We start from the raw sequence: 23773 nt of genomic DNA on the forward strand, positions 1-23773 counted from the left end.
ACGGCGGGACTTTCTGGCTAATTCGCGATAGTGTTAAAAGCTATGGCATCCTTCGACTTTTCTGCTGAGATTAAAGAGCTTCGCGCGATTTTCACCTCTATTGCTGCTGTGAGCGATATTGAGGGGATTGAGCGCGCCATTGAGGACCTGTCTGCGCAGGCTGCCGCACCCGATTTGTGGGATGACGTGGAGAACGCGCAGAAGGTGACGAGCGCACTGTCGTATAAGCAGTCGGAGCTGAATCGTCTGCGTTCGCTGTCTTCTCGCATTGATGATGTTGAGGTGATGGTGGAGCTTGCCGAAGCGGAGGATGAGGAGACTGCCGCCGAGCTACTCGCTGATGCTGAGCGTGAGTGCGGTGAAATCCGCGCCAAGCTGGAAGAGCTTGAGGTGCTGGTGCTGCTGTCGGGTGAGTACGATCAGCGTGAGGCTGTGGTGACGATTCGTTCGGGCGCCGGCGGCGTGGATGCTGCTGATTTCGCGGAGATGCTGCTGCGCATGTACCTGCGGTGGGCGGAGAAGAATGGCTACCCGACGAAGGTTCTGGACACCTCCTACGCTGAGGAGGCGGGCCTGAAGTCGGTGACCTTTGAGGTGAACGCGCCGTACGCTTTTGGCCGCCTGTCGGTGGAGGCGGGTACTCACCGTCTGGTGCGTATTTCGCCGTTCGATAATCAGGGCCGCCGCCAGACCTCGTTCGCGGCGGTTGAGGTGATCCCTCTGATTGAGCAGACGGATGCTATTGAGATTCCCGAGTCTGAGATTAAGGTGGATGTGTTCCGCTCGTCGGGCCCGGGTGGTCAGTCGGTGAATACGACGGATTCGGCGGTGCGTATGACTCACTTGCCGACCGGTATTGTGGTGTCGATGCAGAATGAGAAGTCGCAGTTGCAGAACCGTGCGGCGGCTTTGCGTGTGCTGCAGTCTCGCCTGTTGCTGTTGCGTAAGGAGCAGGAGGATGCGAAGAAGAAGGAGCTTGCCGGTGATATTAAGGCAAGCTGGGGTGATCAGATGCGCTCCTATGTTCTGCATCCGTACCAGATGGTGAAGGATCTGCGTACCGGCTATGAGGAGGGTAATACCTCTAATGTTTTGGATGGCGGTTTGAACGCCTTTATTGATGCTGGTATTCGCTGGCGTGCTTCGGGGCGCGCGGCTGAAGAGAGCTAAGACGTATAAGGATTGAGTGATGGCTCAGAAAAAGAAGAAAGACGCGAAGAAGGACCCGAATAACGCGATTATTGCCCAGAATAAGAAGGCTCGCCACAACTACAACATTGTGGATACCTATGAGGCGGGTATTGTTCTGCTGGGTACTGAGGTGAAGTCTCTGCGTGATGGTGGGGCGTCCATTGTGGATGGTTTCTGCCAGGTGACCGATAACGAGTTGTGGCTCGAGGGTATTCATATTGCGGAGTACGGTTACGGTACGTGGACGAACCATGCGGCTCGTCGTCGCCGTAAGCTGCTGCTGCATCGTTCTGAGATTAATAAGTTGGCGCAGAAGTTGAAGGAGACCGGTTACACGGTGGTTCCGTTGAAGCTGTACTTCTCGAATGGTCGTGCGAAGGTTGAGATTGCTTTGGCGACCGGTAAGCGTGAGTACGATAAGCGTCAGGCTTTGCGTGAGCGTCAGGATGACCTGGAGGCGCGCCGCGCGATGCGTTACCGCAACCTCGGCTAGGGCTGAGGCAACGGCGGGGACCTATCTAGCCGATGACTGTAGCTAGGGGCGGGGCGCGGTTCCTCGCGTATAATGGTTGAAAATTCGTGGCGTACCGCGAACACCATTCATTCTTTGAGGAGACACATGTCTGAGAACCCGAACTACCAGCAGAACCCGGGCGAGTTCATTCCCGCCCCGCAGCAGGCACCCGCATACAACATGCAGGGTGGTTATCCCGGCTACCAGCCGACCCCGAGCTCGGCTCTGGCGATTGCTTCGCTGATTCTGGGTATTATTGGTCTGCTCTCTGGCTGGCTGATTTTCGGTGGCGCGCTGGGTCTGGTCGGCGTGATTCTGGGTATTGTTGCCCTGGTGAAGGTAAAGAACGGCACTGCCTCCGGTAAGGGCATGGCGATTGGTGGTATTGTCACCGGTGCGCTGGGCATGATTGTTGCTGTTGTTGTGCTGGTTCTGGGCTTGATTGGCATTGGCATGCTCAGCGAGTGCGCTGAGAATGCGGTGCAGGATTCGAGCGGTAACTATGTGTGCACCGTTCATGGTGAAACCATGACGATGAGCCCTAAGGAATATGAAGCTGTCCGCCGCTAAGCCGCGTTGAGCATATAGAGATGTGAAGGGACCGAATAGTGTTGAACTATTCGGTCCCTTGTTCTTTCTCGGCGCTGATTCTGCCCGATTGGTGGATTCTGGGGGCTGAATCTGAAATCTTGGACTTCACAGATGACCCAAATGACGGCTTATTTATATAATGGAACCGAACTCAGCGCGCAATGGTGCGTTGGGCGAGTATAAATTGTTCGCTGCAACTGTGAAGGAAAGAACGACGGATGTCTGAGAATAACTACGGAAATAACCAGGGGAACGCACAGAACCCCTACGCTGCTCAGCAGCCTAATTCTTCCGCCCAGAGCTCGTACGGTCAGGATTACGGCCAGGCTCCTGCAACGCAGAACACTTACGGCCAGGATTACGGTCAGAACGCATCCGCTCAGAACAGCTACGGCCAGACTCAGCAGAACACTGCTGCGCAGAACGCGCCCCAGCAGAACCAGTACGGTCAGTTCGGTGCGCAGTCTTCTTCTCAGAATGCTTATGGCCAGAACGCCGCTCAGGGTGCTGCAGCGCAGAACACCTACGGTCAGGCGCAGCCCGCGCAGCAGCAGTACGGCTATGGTCAGGATGCTTCCTACCAGGCTCAGACCGCGCAGCAGAACCAGTACGGTTACGGTCAGGACGCCTCCTACCAGGCGCAGCCCGCTGATTACAACTACCAGCAGAACTCTTACCAGCAGCCTCAGCAGGATGCTTACGGTTACGGCCAGCCCGCGGGTTACCCGTATGCGGCTCCCGTGACGAAGAAGGCTCCCGGCATGGCGCTGGCGGCGATGATTCTCGGTATTGCGGCTGTGCTGACCGGCTTCCTCGTGTTTGGTATTCTGCTGGGTATTGCCGCAATCATTCTGGGCGCGCTGTCCCTGAAGAAGACTAAGGAAATTGGCGCGGGTAAGGCATTCGCGCTGACCGGTATTATCACCGGTGCGGTGTCCGTCCTGATTTCGATTTCCATGCTTTTCGTATACATTTCTTTCTTCCAGACTACTGAGAAGTGCCTTGAGGTTGGTACCGATGACGGTCACGGTAACGTGGTCTGCCAGATTGGTGACAACCCGAACAACCGCATGACTGTTCCTGCGCGCCACTAAATTTTGACCGCTTGATGCGGTGAGAAAACGGGGTGGGGACCTTAGATGTTCTGAGGTCCCCACCCCGTTTTTGTGTGCTGTGCCGGGCTACGGTGTTGCTGCTGCGCTGGTCTGTTCGCTGTATTCGCCGCTAGCGGAGGGGTGTACCTGCGTGGGTAGGGGACTTGCACACCGTTAAACACCTCCGATATACTGAACCTCTACCGTGTTTGAATGGCACCGCGGCATCAAGGTATGTTGAGGAAAACTTTCAGAAGACGGTGGGCTTTTTGATAAAAGCATAGGGGGATGATCGGTTTCGACGATGTGAGTTGAGATGGGTGAAGCGTGCCGAGGATGCAGGGTTATCTCGTTAACGCCCTCTGCAAAAAATTAAGTGCAGAATCTAAGCGCACTGACTTCGCACTCGCTGCCTAAGCGCGAGTTGCCGTCTGTCGGCCTGAGCATGCCTTTGGCTCAGTTACCGGCATCGACTTAAAAGGCCACTGCTGCTAGCCCTTGTTGCGGGGGCTGGCGGGACTTTTACGTGACTAGGTTCGTCGGTATATGTGTTTATGCAAGTACCGGAGCCGAAAAGTAGCGTTCGCATAAACTGCGCACGGAGAAGCCCCGTTGACGCCACATCGGACCGGGGTTCGATTCCCCGCATCTCCACGATCTCCCAACCGTCCGCTACCCCGTAGGGGGGGTGCGGCGGTGATTATCGGTTCCAATCCAGAGGAAGAACCGCGGTAGGTTTCTACCACCCGGCAGGACGCCCCACGGCGTCACCTGCCGGGTATTTTTATGCCCAAATTAGGCCCGCTCCGGGGCTTACCAGCGTGGTGGCCACCATCATGGGCCTCGACCGCGCGATTAGATGCGGCAGCGGACCCGCCACTGAGAGCCTGCATGACAGAAGAGGTATATTTTCTTGTAATGTCAATTTACGTGTTACATCTGATGAGACTCTCTGATAGACTACTGAGTAGTGATGTAAGATACGTCACTATGTGACGTGAGAATGCATTCAGCATAAAGCTTATTCACAACCGCAATTTCTGCTTGGAATTGGGGGGGGGCTAGCTGCTTCCACGATTGCAAGAGCTTTAGGGCCAGCATTTGTTGGTGGTTTTGGAAAAGCCCTTGGAGGTCCGGCAGTAATTGCCGCTGCGCTAGCTGTTGCAGCAGTGTCCTGCACTCTCACTCTTTAACCTGGGAGAGGTCCAATGCGTACGAAGAATATATTTACACTAGGATTTTTTCTCACTATTGTTCCGGTGTTCTGGGTGATTATCTCATTTGCCAGAGACGGGGAGTTCTTTAATCCAGTATCAATTCTAAGTGCAATTTTAGGAGGTCTTTTGGTCACTTTTGCAGCCAGAAGGACGCTTGAGAGTGATTCAAAGTTCCCTAAGGGACCCCCTAAAGGACCTAGTGTGTAAAACATCGCTTAGAAGTTTCTAAGAGGAAGAACCGCGGTAGGTTTCTACCACCCGGCAGGACGCCTCACGGCGTCACCTGCCGGGTATTTTTATGCCCAAGTTTCGGTCTGTATTGTCGGTCCGTTCCGGGGAGTGCCGGTGTGCCCGAGGGTGCTCAGGTGACCGCATCGTAATGAGAACGTCATCAGAGAAGACGAAAACGCACCCTATGGCGTAGTATCGAAGGGTAGATATCGTTGTTCGGTGTTGATTGTTCATTCAATCGCACCGGCAACGTTCGAGAGCAACCGTAGAGCCGCCAAAATAGCAGGTCATAGGGACGCCGCCACTACGATGCGGTGGCTACGCAGCCGCTATGACGACCACTCAAGGACACACCATGGAAAACCAGATTCCCGCACCCTCCTTCCCCGAGCAGAACAACGCAAACTCCCCGCAGCCGGTACCTGCAGGTGTAGCACCCGGCGCTCCGCTCGGCGCAGCACCCGCTGGCCCCCCCCTGGGCGTGGCACCCGCTAACGTGCGCGACCGCGACGACAGCTACCAGCGCATCCCGGACATGTACCGCGTGCCGGCTGAGCACCGCCGCCCCTACGGTGAGACCACCGGCGACTTCCGCGGCCCCGGCTACTTCTACTCCATCGGCGCGTTCGGCGCCTCCCTGGGCGCCCTGGTGCTGACCCTCTACGCGTGGATTCAGGTCGCGGCACTCCGCACTGAGGCAAAGATCAGCTCCGGCGACTATAGCTCTGCGTATAGCTCCGGCCTGAGCCCCAACATCATGGTGATTGCGCTGCTGCTCGTGGGTCTGATCCCGGTGGGCGTGTCGATCTGGCTTGCCATCTACTCGGCGAAGGTGAACGCCGGTCACACCACCAAGTACACCTCGAAGATGACGACCTTCAACATTCTGGCGTACATCATCTCGGGTCTGAGCCTGCTGGGTCTGCTCGGCACCCTCACGATGCTGTCCTAAAACAGGCAATACGTGCTCTCAAAGCGATAATAGCGAGGCGGCGGCTTTCCACTGACCGGAAAGCCGCCGCCTCGCTGTATTTTTACTGCCGCCTGCTTTTACTGCCTCCTACTCAGGGGAGGGATTAGGAGCGGGGTGAGAGCGCCTCCAGCACCTGCTGCTGGACCGCCGCCGTATTACTTGCCACCAGGGATACCGGGTGCACACCGGAGACTGAAATACCCGCATGCTCGGGCAGATCGCCCTCCAGGGTGGAGGCGACGCCGCCAGCCTCACGAATCAGCGGCAGTAGCGCCGCCACCTCGTAGAACGACAGGGATGCGTCCACGACGGTGTCCACGGCACCCTCAGCGAGCATACACGCCGCCCAGAACGAACCGTACGCGCGGGAACGACCCACGCGACCCAGAAGCTGTACAAGCTCGCCAGAGCGGTCTACAGCGCCTTCAGAGGCTGCCTTCCAGGATACGAGGTCGGTGTACGCGGCAGACAGCTGATCCAGCTGAGTCAGCGAAGACACCTCAAGACGAGTAGCCTGCGCCAAGGACTTACCCGTGTACGCGCCCGAACCGCGAGCCGCCCACCAGCGGCGACCCAGCGCGGGCGCAGACACCACACCCACCACCGGCTCACCCTGATCCAGCAGAGCAATCAGAGTCGCCCACACCGGCACGCCGCGGCGAAAATTATCTAGCTCAGCAATCGGCGCAATCACCCACTGGCGCGCCGCCTGACCGTTATAGCCGGCATGCGCACCGGCAATACCGTCACGAGTACGCACACGCGACAGCTGCGCGCGCAGAAGCTCCTCAATTTCCTGAGCCACACCCGAGGCGTAATCGGCAGGTTCCTGCACCGGCGCCTGCGGCTCCGCGGGCTGCTGAGCCGCCTGCTGCCACGGCGCCAACGGTGCCGCAGCGGGTGCCGCCTCGGCGGGCTCTACCACCTCGGAAGCGGGGGAGAAGACCGGGCGGTCACGAAAACGCATGGCGCTCACACGATCGACGCTATCGGCAAGAATATGCGCAAGACGCAAATCGTCGGTGTACTGCTGGGGACGGCTCATAGTAATGCTCTTCTTCAATATTCGGTGATGTAGTCAGCAAAAATGTGTGTAGTGCTGTGTGTAGTGCAGGGGAGAGAACCTAGACGAGAGCGCCCAGCTCCTTCTCTGAATCGCCCTCTTCAGGAGTCAACAGCAGTAGCTTACGCAAGGACTCCAGGCGGGCGGGACCGCTCTCGCCGGCATGACCGGCAGCAACGTACGCCTCCAGACCGCACTCGGGAGCCTGCGCCGCGTGAGTACACGCCTTCGGGCAATCCGCCGCACCCGGCGCCAAATCCACGAACGCCTCCACCACGGTCTCCGGCGGCACATGCGCCAGACCGAAAGAACGAATACCCGGAGTATCAATAATCCAGGTGCCCGGCTCCATCGGGTCGCCATTCGCATTCACCGGACGCAACGCCAACGCCGACGAGGACGTGTGGCGGCCACGGCCCGTCACCGCGTTCACATGACCGGTCGCACGCTCGGAGCCGGTCAGCGCATTCACCAGGGTCGACTTACCCACACCCGAGTGGCCCAGAAGCACCGACACCTGACCCAGCAGCTTCTGCAGAAGCTCCTGAACCGGCGCCGACTCCAAACCGGCAGCGCCCTCCTGGCTCGGCGCCAAACCATCCGAAGAAGAAGACAGCACAATCTTCAAACCGCTCGCCGCATAGTAATCCAGCAGGTTCTGCGGGTACCGCACATCGGTCTTCGTAATGCACAGAATCGGCTCAATACCGGCATCAAACGCCGCCACCACGGCACGATCAATGAAGCCGGTACGCGGCTCCGGGTTCGCCGCGGCAACCACAATCACCAGCTGCTGAGCATTCGCCACGACTACGCGCTCCGACGGGTCGGTGTCATCGGCGCTACGGCGCAGAATCGAGGTGCGCTCGCCCAGACGCACAATGCGCGCCAGGGTATCCTTCGCACCGGAGGTGTCACCCACCAGGTCCACAAAGTCACCGGTCACAATCGCGGTGCGGCGTAGCTCCTTAGCGCGCGCCGCAACGAGGGTACGCTCCTTCTCGGTACCCTCATCAACTACGACCGACCAGCGGCCGCGGTCCACCGTAATAACCCTGCCACGAATCGCTTCTTTGAAGGTCGGGCGGTCCTTCGTGCGGGGTCGGGAGCCCTTCTTGTTCGGGCGCACGCGCACATCCGACTCATCCCATTCGGAGAAATCGCGCACGTTCATGCGGGAAGAACCCATTTAGAAGACCTCCTGGTCGGCGGTAACGGTGGAAGCGCCGGCCTGCCATTGCGCCAGCATGTCCTCCCACATTGCGGTAAATTCGGGCATGGTCTTAGCCACGGTGGCAACGTTCTGCACCACCACATTGGGACGGCGCAGACCAATAATCGCCGCGAAGGTTGCCATACGGTGATCGTCGTAGGTGCGCGCCAGAACCGGCTGAGCCTCAGCGGGGATGGGCGCCTCAATCACCAGCGAATCGGCGGTGTCGTGGGCGGCACCTCCCAGACGGTTAATCTCAGCGGCGAGCGCGGCGAGGCGGTCCGTCTCATGACCGCGCAGATGCGCAATACCGGTCAGCTCCACGCGGCCCTTCACGAAAGCACAGGCAGCCGCCATGGTCGGAGCCAACTCACCACCGGCAGACAGGTCAAAGGAGAAATCACCCTCGGGAAGATGCGCCGGACCGGTCACAGTCAGACGGCCCTCAGCGTAGCGAACCTGCGCACCCAGCGCGGGCAGAAGCTCACGCCACATATCGCCCACCTGGGTCGTACCCGCCGAAGAATCAGCCGCGGGTGCCGGCCAGTGAGGAATAGTCACCGACTCGCCGGTGACCACGGCGGCGGCAAGGAACGGACCGGCATTCGACAGATCCGGCTCAATGGTCATCTCAAAGCCGGAGAAGGAACCGGGGTGAACCGTCCAACGGTACTCGCCGCCCTCTGTTCCGGCGCCTTGGTTCGGGTAGTGCTCCTGCACCCGGATACCCATCTGGCGTAGCGCCTCCACGGTCATCTGAATGTGCGGGATGGACGGCACCGAAGAGCCCTCGTGCACCAGCACCATACCCTGCGGCAGGCGAGGCGCCATCAGCAGCAGAGCCGAAACAAACTGGGACGACGTCGAAGCATCAATACGAACCACGGGCGCCTCAGAGACACCCTCCGCGCTCGCCAGACCGGGGGAGCGTAGAACGAAGGGCAGAGCATTCTCGCCCTGTTCACACTCCACCTGCACACCCAGCTGACGCAGACCCTCCAGAACCGGACCCATCGGACGCTGACGGGCGTGCGGGTCACCGTCAAAAGCGAACTCACCCGGCAGCAGCGCCGCCAGGGCGGGCACAAAACGCATCACGGTACCGGCAAGACCGCACTCAATCGACACCGCCTGCGAAACGGACTGTGCCTGAGCGGAATCTGCCTTCGCAAAGTTGAGGGGAGTGACCCTAACATCCGGGCCGAACGGCGAATCGGTCGGCACCAGCTCAATACCCGCACCCAGCTGACGCAGCGCCTCAATCATCAGCGCCGAATCGCGCGAATGCAACGGCGCACGCAAATACGAGGGGGAATCAGCCAGAGCAGCAAGCAGCAGGTAGCGGTTCGTGAGCGATTTAGAACCCGGAATATGCACCAGCGCGTTCTTGCCAGCGGCTTCGCTGGAGGCGGGTGCCAGGGGAGCGGGCCAATCACCGGGGGAAAGCTGCACTGCTGCGTCGCTCATACATCCTCTTCTGGTTCAAATCATGGGGAGGGCGCAGAATCAGAGACGCTGCGCCGGTTGATGTCTACCCCCTATTCTACCGGTTGAGGGTTTGCGAGCCGCTGAGGGCTGTCGCGCTGAGATAGACAGCGCGAACCAACCAATACGCGGGAAGGCGGCGCACCGTTATTGGTGCACCGCCTTCACTCATCGTCAGACTTCTGTCCCCTCAGCGAGGCAACAGCGTGGGGCAGCTTAGAGGCTCGCCCCGGCGCAGAACTTCTGCACATCCTGCAGCAGGCGAGCCTTTAACTGCTCGGGCGCCTGCTGAGCGCACGAAGAACGCATCTTCTCACGCACCATCAGCTCAAAGTCCTTCACATCCGCGCACTCGGGGCAGGCATTCAGATGCGCTTGAATCGTGTGCAGCTGCTCGGGGCTCAGCTCCTGATCGAGGAATTCGTAGAGGCGCTTGAGGGTCGACGAGCAGGGCTGGCCGCCGCAATCCTCCAGCGGCTCGGAAGCCGCGGGGGCTTCAGAGACAGCGGGGGCTTCGGCGGCTACAGGGGCCTCGGGGACGGAAGAATTCTTGTCTGTGCTTGACATCGGGGTTCCTTTCACACGGAAGGTATAAAGCGTTAGGGGAGAGCCGCCTCAACCTCATGGGGCTAGCTCACGTGGAGAAGAGCGGAACTAAGAATCCGCAGGCGCCTCGGAACGAGAGCCCGCCGGCGGGGACTTTACGCCCTTGGCCGCCTTAGTGCCCTTGGTAGCCTTAGCCGGCTGCGCCTTAGTGCTCGCCTTAGCACCTGCCTTTGCTGCAGCTTTCGCCTCAGCCTTCGCTTCTACCATTGCGATAGTCGAAGGGCGCAGGCCATTCTCACGAGCATAATCGAGCAGCTTCTCACGCAGAATCCGGCGGCCACGATGCAGACGAGACATCACCGTGCCCATGGGGATATCCAGAATCTCCGCAATATCCTTGTACGCGAACCCCTCCACATCGGAGTAGTACACCACCATGCGGAAATCCTCAGACAGCTCGTTCAGAGCCTCACGAACCTCCGTATTCGGCAGTGCGCTCAGCGCCTCCGCCTCGGCAGAACGCAGACCCACCGCATCATGCTCACCGGCCTGAGCCAGCTGCCAATCCTCCACCGTCTCACCCTGAGACTGCTGCGGCTCACGCTGACGCTTACGGTACAGATTGATGTACGTATTCGTCAGGATGCGGTACAGCCACGCCTTCAGGTTCGTACCCTCAGTGAACTGGTGGTACGAAGCAAAAGCCTTCATATAGGTTTCCTGAACCAAGTCTTCAGCATCGGCAGAGTTGCGGCTCATCCGCAGGGCTGCAGCGTAGAGCTGATCCACATACTGCATAGCGTCCGCGGTAAAGCGTTCGCGCAGCTCGCGGGTATCCGCCGCGGTGTTGGTTTCAGCCATGTTTCTCCTCTACAAGAACGCGCCAGGCGTTCACATCCATAACGTAGAATTCTTCTCTTTATTCCGCAGAACGTGCACAAACACCCGCGGGTAAAGCAAAACCCCGGGTCCGAATAATATCCGAAACGCCGGGGTTTTAAAGTGTATGCAAGATACCTTATGCGTTGGGGCGCTTACCGTGGTTTGCGCCGCCCTTACGACGGTCCTTGCGCTTACGACCGCGCTTGCTCATCAGAGCCTCCTTATAGTGTTCATGGATGCACGCCCCACCTTCGCGGTGCGCGCTCCCTATTACCTGCCCTAGCCGAGGCGGTCACCGAAACCGGTGGCCCACGCTATAAGGGCAACGCCGTCTATTTTTTCATAGAAACGGCATGATTGCATCTTGGAACCGGGATATGAGCTAAAAAACACGAACTTTCTTCACCTCAACTCACAGTCCCGCCCCGGGGGAGCAGGCTCTTAGCCGTGCTCAGGAATGTTCAGCCAGTTGTACCAGCCGCGGTGCAGAACCAGCCACGCCATCAGACCGTAACCGGACTGACCCGGACGACCATCATTCGCAGCAAGATCGTTGCGCCACTGCTCGTGGTGAAGCAGCGGGTTGAACGTATCCACGTACACGTGGTTACGGCGGGTCACCACATCCGCATACGCCGCCGACAGGTCAGCGATACGGCGGTTACGCTCAGCGTCCAGAGTCGGAGGCGGACCAACAACCAGAACCTTAATATTGTTCTGCGACGCCATGTCCACAATGTTCGCCAGGTTCAAACGCGAACGAGCGCTAGTCAGACCCAAATCAATGTCAAAGGTCGACGGAGCAATAATGAGGCGGTTATCAGCACCGGGAACGAAGCGGCGGCGCGCCTCCTCGAACCAGCGTGCATTCAGCTGCTCGCTACCTTCATTGGGTGCGGCAAGGTTATATGCCGCAATGGATGCAGTGGTCTGCGGGGTGCGCGCCATAACGCGACCAAACCAGCCCAGGGTGCGGGGGTCGCCAACACCGGCGAGCAGGTCATCGCCGACTGCCACAATTCGAATATTGCGTTGCTCCACGGAATTCTTTCTTCAGCAGGATGCGCCCGCCGTGAGAGGCGGCAAGGCACGTGAGTAATAGTCTTCATATCTAGGATAAGCGCTCTTGAGCCTCTTTTCGAACTTAATACCCTCTTCGGCAAGCATCCGAGACTAAAAAACCCGTCTGCCCGCCAGAAACATCTGACGGGAAGACGGGTTTTGAAGAGCTAAAACCTTTAGCAGTTTAGCCGTAGAAGACCTTAGCCTTCGAAGACCTGCTTGAGCAGAGCCTCAGCCTCAGCGGCGTGCAGCTTACCGGTACCAGCTGCCGGGGAAGCAGCTGCGGGGCGGGACGCAAGACGCATACGGCGGTCGATCAGCGGCTGCAGGTTCAAAGCCATGAACGGCCACTGACCCTGGTTAGCAGGCTCGTCCTGAGCCCACACAACGTCGGTAGCGTTCGAGTACAGAGCCAGCTGCTCCTTGATCTCGCTCTCGGGCAGCGGGTACAGCTGCTCCACCGAGACAATAGCGGTCTTGGTGTCGCCGCGGCGCTCGCGCTCTGCTTCCAGATCATAGTAGAGACGGCCGGACACGAAGACCAGACGCTCAACCTGAGCCGGGTTGATGCCCGAACGATCGCCAATCACCGGCTGGAACGAACCCTCGGTGAAGTCCTCGACGGAGGACGAAGCAGCCTTCAGACGCAGCAGCTGCTTGGGGGTGATCACCACGAGCGGCTTGTACGGACGGTGCTGAGCGTGGCGGCGCAACAGGTGGAAGTGCGAAGCCGGGGTCGAGGGGCATGCAACAGTCATGTTGTTCTCAGCGCACAGCTGCAGGTAACGCTCAACACGAGCCGAGGAGTGGTCAGGACCCTGACCCTCGTAGCCGTGAGGAAGCAGCATAACCAGCGAGGAGCGCTGGCCCCACTTCTGCTCGGAGGAGGACACGAACTCGTCAATGATGGTCTGAGCGCCGTTCGCGAAGTCACCGAACTGAGCCTCCCACACCACGAGCGAGTCGGGGCGCTCCACCGAGTAGCCGTACTCGAAGCCGAGAACGCCGTACTCAGAAAGGAAGGAGTTGTAGATACGGAACTTGCCCTGGTTCTCAGAGAGGTGCTCCAGCGGCGACCACTCTTCATCAGTGATGTGGTCGTGCAGAACAGCGTGACGCTGAACGAAGGTACCGCGCTGAACATCCTGACCGCTCATACGAACGTCAGTGCCCTCCATCAGCAACGAACCGAAGGCGAGCAGTTCACCCATACCCCAGTTCACGTTGCCGGTGCGGCCCATCTCAACGCGCTGCTCCATGAGCTTCTTCAGCTTCTTGTGGACGGTGAAGCCCTCAGGAGCCTTACCGAACGCATCAGCGATGTGCTGCAGAGTCTCGCGGGAGATCGCAGTCTTACCGGAGTGAACGACCTCGGTGTTCTGCTGGGATGCGGGCAGTTCCAGACCGGAAACGTGCGCGCCAGCAGGAGCCGGTGCCGAAGACTGAGTCTCGACGAAGATAGCGTCCAGCTTCGAGTGGTAGGAGTCCAGAACTTCGTCTGCCTCTTCCTGAGAGACATCGCCACGACCGACCAGGTCCTGTGCGTACAGGGTGCGGGTCGAGGGCAGGACGTCAATATCCTGGTACATCTTCGGCTGGGTCATCGACGGATCGTCAGCCTCGTTGTGACCGCGGCGGCGGTAGCAAATCAGGTCAACGACAACGTCGCGACCGAAGCGCTCACGGTACTCGAATGCCAGGCGTGCGGCGCGAACCACTGCGTCCGGGTCATCAGCGTTGACGTGGAAGACCGGAGCCTTAGTCATACGCGCAATGTCGGTAGCGTGGGTTGCGGTGCGGCCGTCGTTCGGCAGGGTGGTGAAGCCAATCTGGTTGTTCACCACAACGTGCACGGTGCCGCCGGTGGTGTACGCCTTCAGGTCAGCCATCTGCAGGGTCTCCATGACGATGCCCTGGCCGGCGAACGCTGCGTCACCGTGAATCAGGATCGGCAGGACCGGGTGACCCTCAACGCCCTGCTCGTTGTAGACGTCCTGCTTAGCGCGGACGATACCCTCAAGCACGGTGTTTGCAGCCTCAAGGTGCGAGGGGTTAGCAGCCACGTAAACCTGGGTCTGCTTACCGGAATCGGAGGTGAAGACACCCTCGGTACCGAGGTGGTACTTCACGTCACCGGAGCCACCCTCGTAGGGTGCTGCGGTGCCGGAGAACTCACGGAAAATCTGAGCGTAGGACTTACCAGCAATGTTGGTCAGCACGTTCAGGCGACCGCGGTGTGCCATACCAATGGCAACGCCCTTCAGGTCGTTGTTAGCGGCCTCGTCCAGAACAGCGTCCAGCAGCGGAATCAGGGACTCGCCGCCCTCCAGGGAGAAGCGCTTCTGACCCAGGTACTTGGTCTGCAGGAAGTTCTCGAATGCCTCAGCCTCAACCAGCTTGGAGAGAACACGCAGCTGCTCCTCGCGAGTGGGCTTAGCAACGCCGCGCTCCAGACGCTCCTGGAACCATGCACGAACCTCGGGGTCCTCAGAGTACATGTACTCAACGGACAGAGAACCGGAGTATGCCTCGTGCAGACGCTCCAGGATGGTGCGCAGCGGCAGACGCTCGGAACCGCCGAAGCCACCGGTCGGGTAGACACGGTCCAAATCCCACAGGGTCAGGCCGTAGTTCTCCAGCTTCAGGTCCGGGTGCGAACGCATCTTGTAACCAACGGGGTTGGTTGCTGCGGTCAGGTGGCCGTGCACGCGGTAAGCGTGAATCAGCTGCTGAATGCGTGCAACCTTGGAAATCTCGTGAGCGTCATCGACGTGGTTGTCGCGTGCCCAACGAACCGGCTCGAAAGGAACCTTCAGGTCGCGGAAGATTGCATCGTAGAAGTCGTCGCCGCCGAGCAGGTAGTGCTCAACCAGCTTCAGGAACTCACCGGAACCTGCACCCTGAATGACGCGGTGGTCGTAGGTGCTAGTCAGGGTGATGATCTTGGACAGGCCCTGCTGGGTGATGAGCTTCTCGGACAGGCCGCGGAACTCGGCCGGGTACTCCAGTGCACCCACACCGATGATGGCTGCCTGGCCCTTGGAAAGGCGGGGCACCGAGTGGACGGTACCGATACCACCGGGGTTGGTCAGCGACACAGTGGTGCCGCGGAAGTCCTCAATGGTCAGCGCGCCGTTACGGCCACGCTTAACGATGTCGTTGTACGCATCCCAGAACTCGCGGAAGCTCAGCTTCTCAGCGCCCTTGAGGTTCGGAACGACCAGGTTACGGGAACCATCGGGGCGGGGCAGGTCAATAGCCAGACCAAAGTTCACGTGCGCGTTGTGGATTGCAACGGGCTTGCCCTTCTCATCCACACCGTAGGTGACGTTCATCGAAGGCATAGCAGCCACTGCACGAATTACTGCGTAACCGATGATATGGGTGAAGGAGACCTTGCCGCCGCGGGTGCTTGCCAGGTACTTGTTGATGGCCGCACGGTTCTCAATGAGCAGCTTTGCGGGGACCGCACGAACGGTGGTTGCGGTGGGGACAGTCAGCGACTCTTCCATGGTCGTGACGACTGCCTTAGCAGGGCCGCGGAGGGGGACAATCTTGTCTTCAGCAGGTTCCACAGTTTCAGCCTTCTTGGTAGCAGCGGGAGGGGTGGGGGCAGCAGGCGCAGCCGCAGGCTTCGGTGCCGCGGAAGCGGGAGTTGCAGCAGGCGCTACAGGTGCAGCGGCAGGTGCGGCGGGTGCCCCCGCCGGAGCTGCACTAGCGGTACCGGCGCCTCCCAGCGCCTTATCGATGGTCTCAAAAATGGGCCACCATGAAGGGTCCACGAGGTTCTTGTCTTTCTGGTAACGCTCGTACTGTTCTTCAACGAACCATTCGTTACCGGCAAATTCCTCAGGCACCAGATGTTCTGGCAGATTTGGCACGTTAAACGCCTCTTCCAATTAGTGTGAATTTATCCGTCGCGTCCGGGACTCACCCGGCATAGACGACCCGCGTCTTTGAGGGGCGAATCATCACGCTGAGCATGTGCGCATCGCCTTGGATGGCTGTTGTGTGCGAGGTGTGCACCGTACCAACCTGCCTAGCGTGCCGTGAACGTCGGGGTTCATCCGCTTACCTGGCGGCACACTCATGCTCCTATGTATAAGTGTAAAGAGAAGCACGGTGAACTTTCCAGCTCATCGCGCCATATCCGCAATGCAATTTTTCACTCTTGCCGATTCGCAATGAGCCGCGTGCGCACCAAGCGCAGTCTTGCACGTGTGAGCAGGCACTCTAAGGCACCTGGAAGAGGCGAAACCTTCGCTAAAATATGGGGTATGGATGACCCCTTGAGTAAGACTCTGACTACTAGCCAACGCAGAATACTGCTGGCACACGCTGCGCCCTATGGCATCAGCACACCCGAAAACAACCCCTCCTCGGGTGCTCAGCATCTGGACAGGTTACCCGTTGAATCTCTACACCAGAACCAGCGCAGCGCAAACCACCCCGCGGAGGCGGTGACCGCGTGGATCTGATACTCCTGTTCATCGGCCTACTCCTCATCCTGGGTACCGGCTTCTTCGTCGCCGTAGAGTTCTCCCTCGTGGCGCTCGAAACCGCGACCGTGCAGCAGGCAAAAGACTCCGGCGATAAAGCCGCCGACGCCGTCCTGCGCTGCCTCAAAACCCTCTCCACTCAGCTGTCCAGTTGCCAGATTGGCATCACCATCACTACGCTGCTGACCGGCTACACTCTCGATTCCGCCATCAAGGCGCTCACCACCGGTGTAATCAACAGCATGGGGCTGCCCAGTAGCGTGACCGATATGCTCACCCTGCTGCTGGCAATGCTCATCGCAACCCTGCTGTCCATGGTTGTTGGTGAACTACTGCCCAAGGGCCTCGCCATTGCCGAACCCTACACTGTGGCACGCCGAGTTGCCCCCGCACAGCTGGCATTCACCCGCGTCATGTCCCCGCTCGTACGCCTCATGAACGGCTCCGCCAACTGGATCCTTGGACGCTTCGGCATGGAAGCCAAAGAAGAACTCTCCGCCGCACGCACCCCCGAAGAGCTCTCCTCCATGGTGCGCCGCTCCGCAGAAGAAGGCACCCTCGACTCCGACGCAGCACGTTTCGTGGACCGCACCCTGCGCTTCTCCGAGCTGACCGCCTCCGAAGTGATGACCCCGCGCGGCCAGGTTGCCATGCTCGAAGACACCGCCCCCGTTGCCGAGGTCATCAAGCTGGCACGCTCCACCGGCCACTCCCGATTCCCCCTCTACAAGGGCGACCACGACAACATCGTGGGCGTCGTGCACGTGAAGAAAGCGGTCGGCGTGCCCCCGGAGGTCCGCGAAACCCTCGAAGCTGGTGCCCTCGCAGAAGACGTGCTGCAGGTGCCCGAAACCCTGCACCTGGACGCGCTGCTCACCCAGCTGCGCCAAGGTGCCCTGCAGCTCGCCGTGGTCCTCGATGAATACGGTGGAACCGCCGGCATCGCAACGCTTGAAGACCTCGTCGAAGAAATCGTCGGCGAAGTCTCCGACGAACACGACCGCGGCCGCACCGAACGCCCCCTACGCTACAGCAACGGCGACTGGGTGTTCTCCGGCCTGCGCCGCCCCGACGAAATCAACGCCCTTATCCCCGGGCTCGAGGTTGAGGAAAGCCCCGAATACGAAACCGTCGGCGGCTTCATGATGGAACGGCTCGGCCGCATCCCCGAAGTAGGCGACAGCGTCCCCGTACCCGGCGGCACCCTGCGCGTGGACACCCTCGAAGGACGCCGCGTGGACCGCATCCGATTCACCCCCGCACCTAGCGCACAGGAACAGACCGAGAAGGGAGGCAAGGCATGAACGACTGGGTAGCCATCGCACTGCTCGTCATCCTGCTCGCCGGAAACGCCTTCTTCGTCGCCGGTGAATTCGCCATCATGTCCACCCGACGAGCACAGATCGACCCGCTCGCCGAAGAAGGCAATAAGCGAGCGCAGACCGTCATCTACGCGCTAGAGAACGTCTCGCTCATGCTCGCCACCTGCCAGCTGGGCATCACCATCTGTTCCCTGCTGATCCTGAACGTCTCAGAACCGGCACTGCACCACATGCTGGAGGTGCCCCTGCACCTGGTCGGCCTGCCCCACGCAATCGTGGACGTCATCGCCTTCGGCGTCACCCTGATCCTGGTCACCTACCTGCACGTGATCTTCGGCGAGATGGTTCCCAAGAACGCCGCCGTGACCCTCGCCGCCCGCGGCGTGGCTCTCTGGATTGTGCCGACCCTGGTGACCTTCTCCAAGATCTTCGCCCCCGTGGTCGCCCTGCTGAACAACCTGTCCAATAAGCTGCTGGCGCTCATGAAGGTCGAAGCGAAGGACGAAGTCGCCTCCACCTTCACCCTGGGCGAGCTGCAGACCATTGTGGCAACCTCAACCGCGGAAGGCACCGTGGAAGACGACGCTGGCGTGATTGAAAGCGCCCTCGAATTCACCGAGAAGGACGTCTACGAAATCATGGTGCCCGGCGATAAGCTCGTCACCCTGCCCTTCGGTAGCACCCCCGCCGAACTGGAACGCGCCGTGGCACGCAGCGGCTACTCCCGCTTCGTCATTACCGACAGCGACGGAACCTACATGGGCTACCTGCACGTGAAGGACGCCCTCGCCATCGCCCCTGAGCGGTTCGAGGAGCCCTTCCCCTGGTACAAGCTGCGTTCCCTGGACACGCTCACCCCGACCACCGATATTGATGATGCGCTTGCCTCCATGCAGCGCAGCCGAACCCATATCGCGCAGGTTATGGATGAACAGGGCGTAACCCTCGGCGTGGTCTTCCTCGAAGATGTGCTGGAGGAGCTTGTCGGCGAAATCAACGACACCACCCAGGACGCGGTGCGTGAGCGTGTACGCCGACAGCAGTCGCGTGAAGCCCAGTAACCGCATGAAGCCCAGTAACCGCATCGTGAGATACCCCGAATAAAATACCCGAGTAAAACACCCGAGTAAAACACCCGAGCAAAACGGGGGAATCTTGAACACAGCCCGCCCCGCACTCTCGTGAAAGAGAGCGCGGGGTGGGCTGTTTTACTATCAAAAACGGTTGATGGGCGCACGTAAGGGACAGGCTCAGGCGGCGGCATGAAGCGGCGGCAGGGGAGCGGAGTAGGTATAGCTAAACATCCATGCACCATAAGCTATTGACAGGGAAAAGGGTAGCCTAACACCACTTAAAAGAGAGCAATAAAGAGTTGTTTATACGGGTGTGCGCATGATGTAGTTAAGAAACCTACAGACTAGAACGAACCGAAAGAGAGCCCTCATGTCGCACCCGAAGATCACCCGCAAGCACTTCCTCACCGCAATGGGCTCACTCGCCGCGTCCTCCCTGCTGCTGGCAGGCTGCGCAACCGAGAACAGCTCCGGTTCGTCCTCCTCGGCTGGCTCCAACAACGGCAAGGTGAAGGTCGTCGCCTCCACCGACGTCTACGCAGACATCGCCAAGCAGGTCGGCGGCGACTACATTGAGGCCACCGCACTCATTGCCTCCACCAGCACCGATCCCCACTCCTACGAAGCCACCAGCGCCGACCGCCTCAAGGCAAAGGACGCATCCCTGATCGTCATCAACGGCGCAGGCTACGACTTGTTCCTCGAAGACCTCGCCGGCAAGGACAACACCTCCCAGAAGATCGTGAACGCGGTCAAGGTCAGCGGCAAGCTCACCGACGCCGAATACACCCACCTGGTCGAGGACCACCGCGGCGGCGAACACCACGAAGACGGCGGCGACCACGCCCACGCACACGAGTTCAACGAGCACCTCTGGTACGACTTCGAAACCATGAAGAAGGTCGCCCAGCAGATTGCTGAAGAGCTCGCAGGCCTCGACTCCGCACACGCTGAGGCGTTCCGCACCAACGCATCCACCTTCTCCAAGGAACTGGACGCACTGGACACCACCGCCAAGGCAATCGCCGGTGAAGGTAAGAAGTACCTGTCCACCGAGCCCGTGCCGGACTACCTGATTTCCTCCACCGGCGCAGAGAACGCAACCCCCAGCGAATTCGCTGAGGCGGCAGAAGCCGGCAACGACGTCCCCGCACTCGTCCTGAAGGAAACCAAGGACATGGTCACCGAGAAGAAGGTCCAGCTGCTCGCCTACAACGAGCAAACCTCCACCTCCCAGACCAACGAGGTGTTGCAAGCAGCTAAGGACGCCTCGGTGAACTACGTATCCTTCACCGAAACCCTGCCGGAGAACACCAACTACTTGGCATGGATGAAGACCAACGTCAGCAACCTCGAAAAGGCGCTCTCCTAAGTGACTGACAACAATAACGGTGCCGCCCCCGCGATTTCCATTCGCGGGGGTAGCCTCGCTTTCGGGGCCCGCACCCTCTGGAAAGATCTAACCCTCGACATCGGCGCAGGCGAATACTTCGCCGTGCTCGGACCCAACGGCTCCGGCAAGTCCACCTTCCTCAAAGTCGTTCTCGGCCTGACCGGACTCAACGCCGGCGAAATCTCCGTGCTCGGCAAGCCCGCACGCCTGGGCAACGCCGGCGTCGGCTACGTACCGCAACAGAAGTCCATCCCCACCTCCACCCCGATGCGCGCCCGCGACCTGGTGGGACTAGGCGTGGACGGGCACCGCTGGGGCATCCGCCTGCACGGCCGCAAATACCGCGCCAAGGTGGACGAGCTCCTCGAAGCCGTCGGCGCGACCGAGTACGCAAACGTGCCGGTGGGTCTGCTCTCCGGCGGTGAGCAGCAGCGTCTGCGTATCGCTCAGGCGCTCGCGAACGACCCGAAGATTCTGCTGGCTGACGAGGCGCTGCTCTCCCTGGACCTCAACCACCAGTACGCGGTGGCTGAGCTGATTCACCGGTTCAACCGTGAACGCGGTGTGGCGGTGGTGTTCGTGACCCACGAAATCAACCCCATCATTGAGCATGTGGATCGCGTTCTCTACCTGGCGAACGGCCGTTTCACGGTCGGGTCGGTGGAAGAGGTCATGACCAGCGAGACTCTCACCTCCCTGTACGGAACCCCGGTGAGCGTGCTCAAATCCAATGGCCGCTACGTGGTGGTGGGTGAGACTCACGCCAGCGACCACTGCCATATTGAGGGCACCGACCAGAACATTCACGGCTCCCACCTGAAGTCCGGTCTTTCTGAACCGCAGCGCACCCTACACCTTCCGGGAGGAACCACTCGATGACCATTCTTGCTTCCCTCCCCGCCCTGGCTCCGGTTGCCGCCGCGCAGAACGATTTGCTCTCCCGCATTTTCGTCTTTGACCGCTACGGCGAGCTGTTGCAGATGCTACAGAACTCCATTTTTGCTGGCGCTGTTCTGGGCCTTATCGGCGGTTTCGTCGGTATTTTTGTGATGATGCGCGACCACGCCTTTGCGGTGCACGGCGTCTCTGAAATGTCTTTCGCGGGTGCCGCCCTTGCCCTGTTGCTCGGCTATGACGTGGTGACCGGCTCCATGGTGGGTTCGATTGCTTCGGCTTTGCTGATTGCCTTTCTGGGCTCTAAGGCGAGCAACTCGAACTCGGTCATTGGTGCGCTCATGCCGTTCGGCCTGGGCTTGGGTATTCTTTTCCTCTCCCTGTACCAGGGTCGTAGCGCGAATAAGTTTGGTCTGCTGACCGGTCAGATCGTGTCCGTGGATGCCGACCAGCTGCACACCATGATTATTGGTGCGGTGGTTATTATCAGCCTGCTGGTGATGGTGTGGCGTCCGCTGAGCTTCGCCTCCCTGGACCCGGAGGTCGCGCGCGCTAAGGGCGTGCCGATGCGCTTTCTGTCCCTGGTGTTCATGGTGATTCTGGGTATTGCTGTGGCGCTGTCGGTGCAGGTGGTCGGTTCGCTGCTGGTGCTGGCGCTGCTGATTACTCCGGCGGCTGCGGCGATGCAGGTGACTGCCTCTCCGGTGCGCACCCTGATCCTGTCGGTGCTGTTCGCGGAGGCGTCCATCGTGGGCGGTATTCTGCTGGCTCTTGCCGGTTCGCTGCCGATTAGCCCCTATGTGACCAGTATTTCCTTCCTGATTTACGTGGTGTGCCGTGTGATTGGTGGCGTGAAGCGCCGCCATAGCGCGTCGGGCCGCCAGCTGGCTGAGAAGGCATAAGACCTATAGAAAGAGCCCCACCTCGGGAATGAGGTGGGGCTCTTTCGTTGTCGTGCATAGGTGCCGCGGTGAAGGGGGATGTCCCGGTGCGGCGTGGGCTTAGTCCGTGTGGGGTTGTGTAGCCCTGTCCAGATGCCCTGTGTGTCGTGCTGTTGCGGCGTCAAAGATCTTTGAAGGCGTCAATCTTTGAAAGCGCATGTCTTTGAAAGCGCCGTATCCTTCGTTGAGAAGGTTTTCCCTCGAGGGGGGCTCCTCAGAATGAGGGGCTTAGGGGTTGCGGCTTAGCCTGCAATGTTAGCGTGCAGTGCCGCCCTGCGATTCTTCCTCGCGACGTGCCAAAGTGCAGTCCGGGCAGTAACCGGTCACTTCAACCACGTGCTCCAGCTCCGAGAAGCCGTGCTGCTTGCCCATCGCCAGTGCCCAATCCTCAAGGGCGGGTGCTTCCAGCTCAATGGCGGTGCCGCATCGGCGGCAGAGCAGGTGGTGGTGGTGATCTTTCACCCGGCAGTGGCGGTACAGAGTCTCACCCTCAATACCCTTGACCGAGTCCAGCTCACCGGCGTTAGCCAGCGACTGCAGCACGCGGTAGGTGGTTGCGAGAGAGACCTGTTCCTTGCGGTTCGCGAGGATCAGGTGCAGATCCTGTGCTGAGATGAAATCGCCGAGCTCTTCCATGGTCGCCTTGATGATGCGACGCTGGCGGGTATTTCGGGCTTCGGCGGGCTTCGTAATTCTCCGTACGGGAATATGAGTGTCCATTGCTGAACCTTTCGGGGTGGAGATCCGCCCCATTGTGTGGTCGATCTTGTCTTACGACTTTACACTAGAGGCGTTCAAAAGGTGGTTGATTTGCGCTTTATCTCAAAAATTGAAGTTACCAACAGGCACGAATGAGGGTTAACGGTAGACTAAAACTATGAAAATGACGAAGTACACCCACTCATGTATCCGCCTTGAGAATGAGGGGCGCACCCTCGTTCTTGACCCCGGCAACTTTGCCGCTGAAGGTGAGCATGCCACCGCGCTGGAAGGCGCCGATTACCTGTTCGTGACCCACGCGCATCCGGATCATTTTGATGGCCCGTCGGTGCTGCCGCTGATTGCTCAGCGCGCCGAGTCGCAGACCCCGTTGAAGATTTGGGCTCCCGAGGCTGTTGCCCAGGTCATTAAGGAGGCTGTGCCCGCTGCCGAGGTCACCGTTGTTTCCTCTGATTCTGAGTTCAGCATCCCCGGTTTTGAGGTGAAGACCTACGGTGGTCAGCACGCTCTGATTCACCCGCTGATCCAGACCATCGCCAATGTTGGTTACCTGATTAACGGTGTAGTGTACCATCCGGGCGATTCGCTGGTGGTTCCTCACCGCGTGCGTGCGAATACCGTTCTGGTGCCGATTCACGCCCCCTGGTCGAAGGTTCAGGAAGTCATCGATTTTGTGATTGCGACCGGCGCTCAGCGTGTGATTCCGATTCACAACGGCATGATTAACCAGAACGGCACCGGCATTATTGAGGGCCTGGTGACGAACTTCGGCGCGAAGTACGGCACGGAGCTGAAGCACTTGAACCCCGGTGAGAGCATTGAGGTTGAGGCGTAAGCCTGACCGTTGAGCTTCAACCGCGCCGATGACG

Annotated in this window: 20 protein-coding genes and 1 other RNA gene; 12 read left to right on the forward strand and 9 right to left on the reverse strand. The window is 59.7% G+C overall.

Translation table 11 applies throughout. From position 1 onward, the window contains the following. Positions 1-42 precede the first annotated feature (42 nt). The 6 genes from prfB (at position 43) to LPB405_RS07660 (ending at position 5790) form a co-directional block, all read left to right on the forward strand. On the forward strand, positions 43-1170 hold the full coding sequence (gene prfB, locus LPB405_RS07635) for a peptide chain release factor 2 (RefSeq protein ID WP_049327697.1): 1128 nt from the start codon (positions 43-45) through the stop codon (positions 1168-1170). 19 nt (positions 1171-1189) lie between these two features. After that, the gene (gene smpB / locus LPB405_RS07640; RefSeq protein ID WP_005508591.1) at positions 1190-1684 is read left to right on the forward strand and encodes an SsrA-binding protein SmpB; all 495 of its coding nucleotides are present in this window, start codon (positions 1190-1192) and stop codon (positions 1682-1684) included. Positions 1685-1810: 126 nt separating this feature from the next. Next, positions 1811-2275 carry a DUF4190 domain-containing protein gene (locus LPB405_RS07645; RefSeq protein ID WP_049354298.1) on the forward strand — a complete coding sequence of 155 codons (465 nt, stop codon included), beginning with the start codon at positions 1811-1813 and terminating at the stop codon, positions 2273-2275. 239 nt (positions 2276-2514) lie between these two features. Then, the gene (locus tag LPB405_RS07650) at positions 2515-3390 is read left to right on the forward strand and encodes a DUF4190 domain-containing protein (protein ID WP_219101041.1); all 876 of its coding nucleotides are present in this window, start codon (positions 2515-2517) and stop codon (positions 3388-3390) included. A gap of 284 nt (positions 3391-3674) precedes the next feature. After that, positions 3675-4047: a transfer-messenger RNA gene (gene ssrA, locus LPB405_RS07655) on the forward strand. A 1146-nt stretch (positions 4048-5193) separates the two neighbouring features. Beyond that, on the forward strand, positions 5194-5790 hold the full coding sequence (locus LPB405_RS07660) for a hypothetical protein (RefSeq protein WP_219101043.1): 597 nt from the start codon (positions 5194-5196) through the stop codon (positions 5788-5790). Between the two features lie 124 nt (positions 5791-5914). Here the strand turns inward: LPB405_RS07660 and LPB405_RS07665 are convergent, their stop codons facing one another. The 8 genes from LPB405_RS07665 to LPB405_RS07695 all read right to left on the reverse strand — a co-directional run bounded on the left by LPB405_RS07665 (position 5915) and on the right by LPB405_RS07695 (position 15943). Beyond that, positions 5915-6856 carry an inositol monophosphatase family protein gene (locus tag LPB405_RS07665; RefSeq protein ID WP_219101045.1) on the reverse strand — a complete coding sequence of 314 codons (942 nt, stop codon included), beginning with the start codon at positions 6854-6856 and terminating at the stop codon, positions 5915-5917. A 79-nt stretch (positions 6857-6935) separates the two neighbouring features. Next, entirely contained in the window at positions 6936-8063 is a 1128-nt protein-coding gene (rsgA, locus tag LPB405_RS07670) for a ribosome small subunit-dependent GTPase A (RefSeq protein WP_219101047.1), read from the reverse strand. Further along, a complete protein-coding gene (gene aroA / locus LPB405_RS07675; protein ID WP_219101049.1) occupies positions 8064-9554 on the reverse strand; it encodes a 3-phosphoshikimate 1-carboxyvinyltransferase in 1491 nt (496 codons plus the stop codon). It lies immediately after the preceding gene. 234 nt (positions 9555-9788) lie between these two features. Beyond that, complete coding sequence (rsrA, locus tag LPB405_RS07680) at positions 9789-10139, reverse strand: mycothiol system anti-sigma-R factor (protein ID WP_219101051.1); 351 nt, start codon at positions 10137-10139, stop codon at positions 9789-9791. A gap of 87 nt (positions 10140-10226) precedes the next feature. Then, positions 10227-10979: a sigma-70 family RNA polymerase sigma factor gene (locus LPB405_RS07685; RefSeq protein ID WP_219101053.1), complete on the reverse strand. Its 753-nt coding sequence runs from the start codon at positions 10977-10979 to the stop codon at positions 10227-10229. Between the two features lie 157 nt (positions 10980-11136). Continuing rightward, the gene (locus LPB405_RS09185; protein WP_095343185.1) at positions 11137-11211 is read right to left on the reverse strand and encodes a 50S ribosomal protein bL37; all 75 of its coding nucleotides are present in this window, start codon (positions 11209-11211) and stop codon (positions 11137-11139) included. A gap of 230 nt (positions 11212-11441) precedes the next feature. Continuing rightward, entirely contained in the window at positions 11442-12041 is a 600-nt protein-coding gene (locus tag LPB405_RS07690; RefSeq protein ID WP_005505446.1) for a GDSL-type esterase/lipase family protein, read from the reverse strand. A gap of 221 nt (positions 12042-12262) precedes the next feature. Beyond that, on the reverse strand, positions 12263-15943 hold the full coding sequence (locus LPB405_RS07695) for a multifunctional oxoglutarate decarboxylase/oxoglutarate dehydrogenase thiamine pyrophosphate-binding subunit/dihydrolipoyllysine-residue succinyltransferase subunit (RefSeq protein ID WP_219101055.1): 3681 nt from the start codon (positions 15941-15943) through the stop codon (positions 12263-12265). Between the two features lie 587 nt (positions 15944-16530). On the opposite strand from LPB405_RS07695, the gene LPB405_RS07700 reads away from it, so the two are divergent. The 5 genes from LPB405_RS07700 (at position 16531) to LPB405_RS07720 (ending at position 22145) form a co-directional block, all read left to right on the forward strand. Further along, a complete protein-coding gene (locus tag LPB405_RS07700) occupies positions 16531-17865 on the forward strand; it encodes a hemolysin family protein (RefSeq protein ID WP_219101057.1) in 1335 nt (444 codons plus the stop codon). Continuing rightward, complete coding sequence (locus LPB405_RS07705) at positions 17862-18944, forward strand: hemolysin family protein (RefSeq protein ID WP_219101059.1); 1083 nt, start codon at positions 17862-17864, stop codon at positions 18942-18944. The genes LPB405_RS07700 and LPB405_RS07705 overlap by 4 nt, the downstream gene beginning before the upstream one ends. A 382-nt stretch (positions 18945-19326) precedes the next feature. Then, the gene (locus LPB405_RS07710; RefSeq protein WP_219101061.1) at positions 19327-20328 is read left to right on the forward strand and encodes a metal ABC transporter solute-binding protein, Zn/Mn family; all 1002 of its coding nucleotides are present in this window, start codon (positions 19327-19329) and stop codon (positions 20326-20328) included. Further along, a complete protein-coding gene (locus tag LPB405_RS07715) occupies positions 20329-21228 on the forward strand; it encodes a metal ABC transporter ATP-binding protein (RefSeq protein ID WP_005508610.1) in 900 nt (299 codons plus the stop codon). Then, positions 21225-22145 (forward strand): metal ABC transporter permease, encoded by a 921-nt coding sequence (locus tag LPB405_RS07720; protein WP_005505453.1) that lies wholly within the window; start codon positions 21225-21227, stop codon positions 22143-22145. The genes LPB405_RS07715 and LPB405_RS07720 overlap by 4 nt, the downstream gene beginning before the upstream one ends. 294 nt (positions 22146-22439) lie before the next feature. On the opposite strand, the gene LPB405_RS07725 is transcribed toward LPB405_RS07720, so the two are convergent. Then, positions 22440-22904, reverse strand: coding sequence for a Fur family transcriptional regulator (locus LPB405_RS07725; protein WP_219101063.1), 465 nt, complete (start codon positions 22902-22904; stop codon positions 22440-22442). A gap of 157 nt (positions 22905-23061) precedes the next feature. On the opposite strand from LPB405_RS07725, the gene LPB405_RS07730 reads away from it, so the two are divergent. Further along, positions 23062-23739, forward strand: a complete 678-nt coding sequence (locus LPB405_RS07730) for an MBL fold metallo-hydrolase (RefSeq protein ID WP_219101065.1) — start codon at positions 23062-23064, stop codon at positions 23737-23739. Positions 23740-23773: the final 34 nt, after the last annotated feature.

It is taken from the genome of Rothia mucilaginosa, assembly GCF_019334805.1.
Taxonomy (GTDB): domain Bacteria; phylum Actinomycetota; class Actinomycetes; order Actinomycetales; family Micrococcaceae; genus Rothia; species Rothia mucilaginosa_C.

Excerpts from the sequence above, each read along its gene's own strand:
- rsrA (WP_219101051.1), bottom strand. The coding sequence starts at position 10,139 with ATGTCAAGCACAGACAAGAATTCTTCCGTCCCCGAGGCCCCTGTAGCC.
- LPB405_RS07705 (WP_219101059.1), top strand. The coding sequence starts at position 17,862 with ATGAACGACTGGGTAGCCATCGCACTGCTCGTCATCCTGCTCGCCGGA.
- LPB405_RS07725 (WP_219101063.1), bottom strand. The coding sequence starts at position 22,904 with ATGGACACTCATATTCCCGTACGGAGAATTACGAAGCCCGCCGAAGCC.
- LPB405_RS07685 (WP_219101053.1), bottom strand. The coding sequence starts at position 10,979 with ATGGCTGAAACCAACACCGCGGCGGATACCCGCGAGCTGCGCGAACGC.
- prfB (WP_049327697.1), top strand. The coding sequence starts at position 43 with ATGGCATCCTTCGACTTTTCTGCTGAGATTAAAGAGCTTCGCGCGATT.
- LPB405_RS07710 (WP_219101061.1), top strand. The coding sequence starts at position 19,327 with ATGTCGCACCCGAAGATCACCCGCAAGCACTTCCTCACCGCAATGGGC.
- LPB405_RS07665 (WP_219101045.1), bottom strand. The coding sequence starts at position 6,856 with ATGAGCCGTCCCCAGCAGTACACCGACGATTTGCGTCTTGCGCATATT.
- aroA (WP_219101049.1), bottom strand. The coding sequence starts at position 9,554 with ATGAGCGACGCAGCAGTGCAGCTTTCCCCCGGTGATTGGCCCGCTCCC.
- smpB (WP_005508591.1), top strand. The coding sequence starts at position 1,190 with ATGGCTCAGAAAAAGAAGAAAGACGCGAAGAAGGACCCGAATAACGCG.
- LPB405_RS07730 (WP_219101065.1), top strand. The coding sequence starts at position 23,062 with ATGAAAATGACGAAGTACACCCACTCATGTATCCGCCTTGAGAATGAG.
- rsgA (WP_219101047.1), bottom strand. The coding sequence starts at position 8,063 with ATGGGTTCTTCCCGCATGAACGTGCGCGATTTCTCCGAATGGGATGAG.
- LPB405_RS07650 (WP_219101041.1), top strand. The coding sequence starts at position 2,515 with ATGTCTGAGAATAACTACGGAAATAACCAGGGGAACGCACAGAACCCC.
- LPB405_RS07645 (WP_049354298.1), top strand. The coding sequence starts at position 1,811 with ATGTCTGAGAACCCGAACTACCAGCAGAACCCGGGCGAGTTCATTCCC.
- LPB405_RS07720 (WP_005505453.1), top strand. The coding sequence starts at position 21,225 with ATGACCATTCTTGCTTCCCTCCCCGCCCTGGCTCCGGTTGCCGCCGCG.
- LPB405_RS07660 (WP_219101043.1), top strand. The coding sequence starts at position 5,194 with ATGGAAAACCAGATTCCCGCACCCTCCTTCCCCGAGCAGAACAACGCA.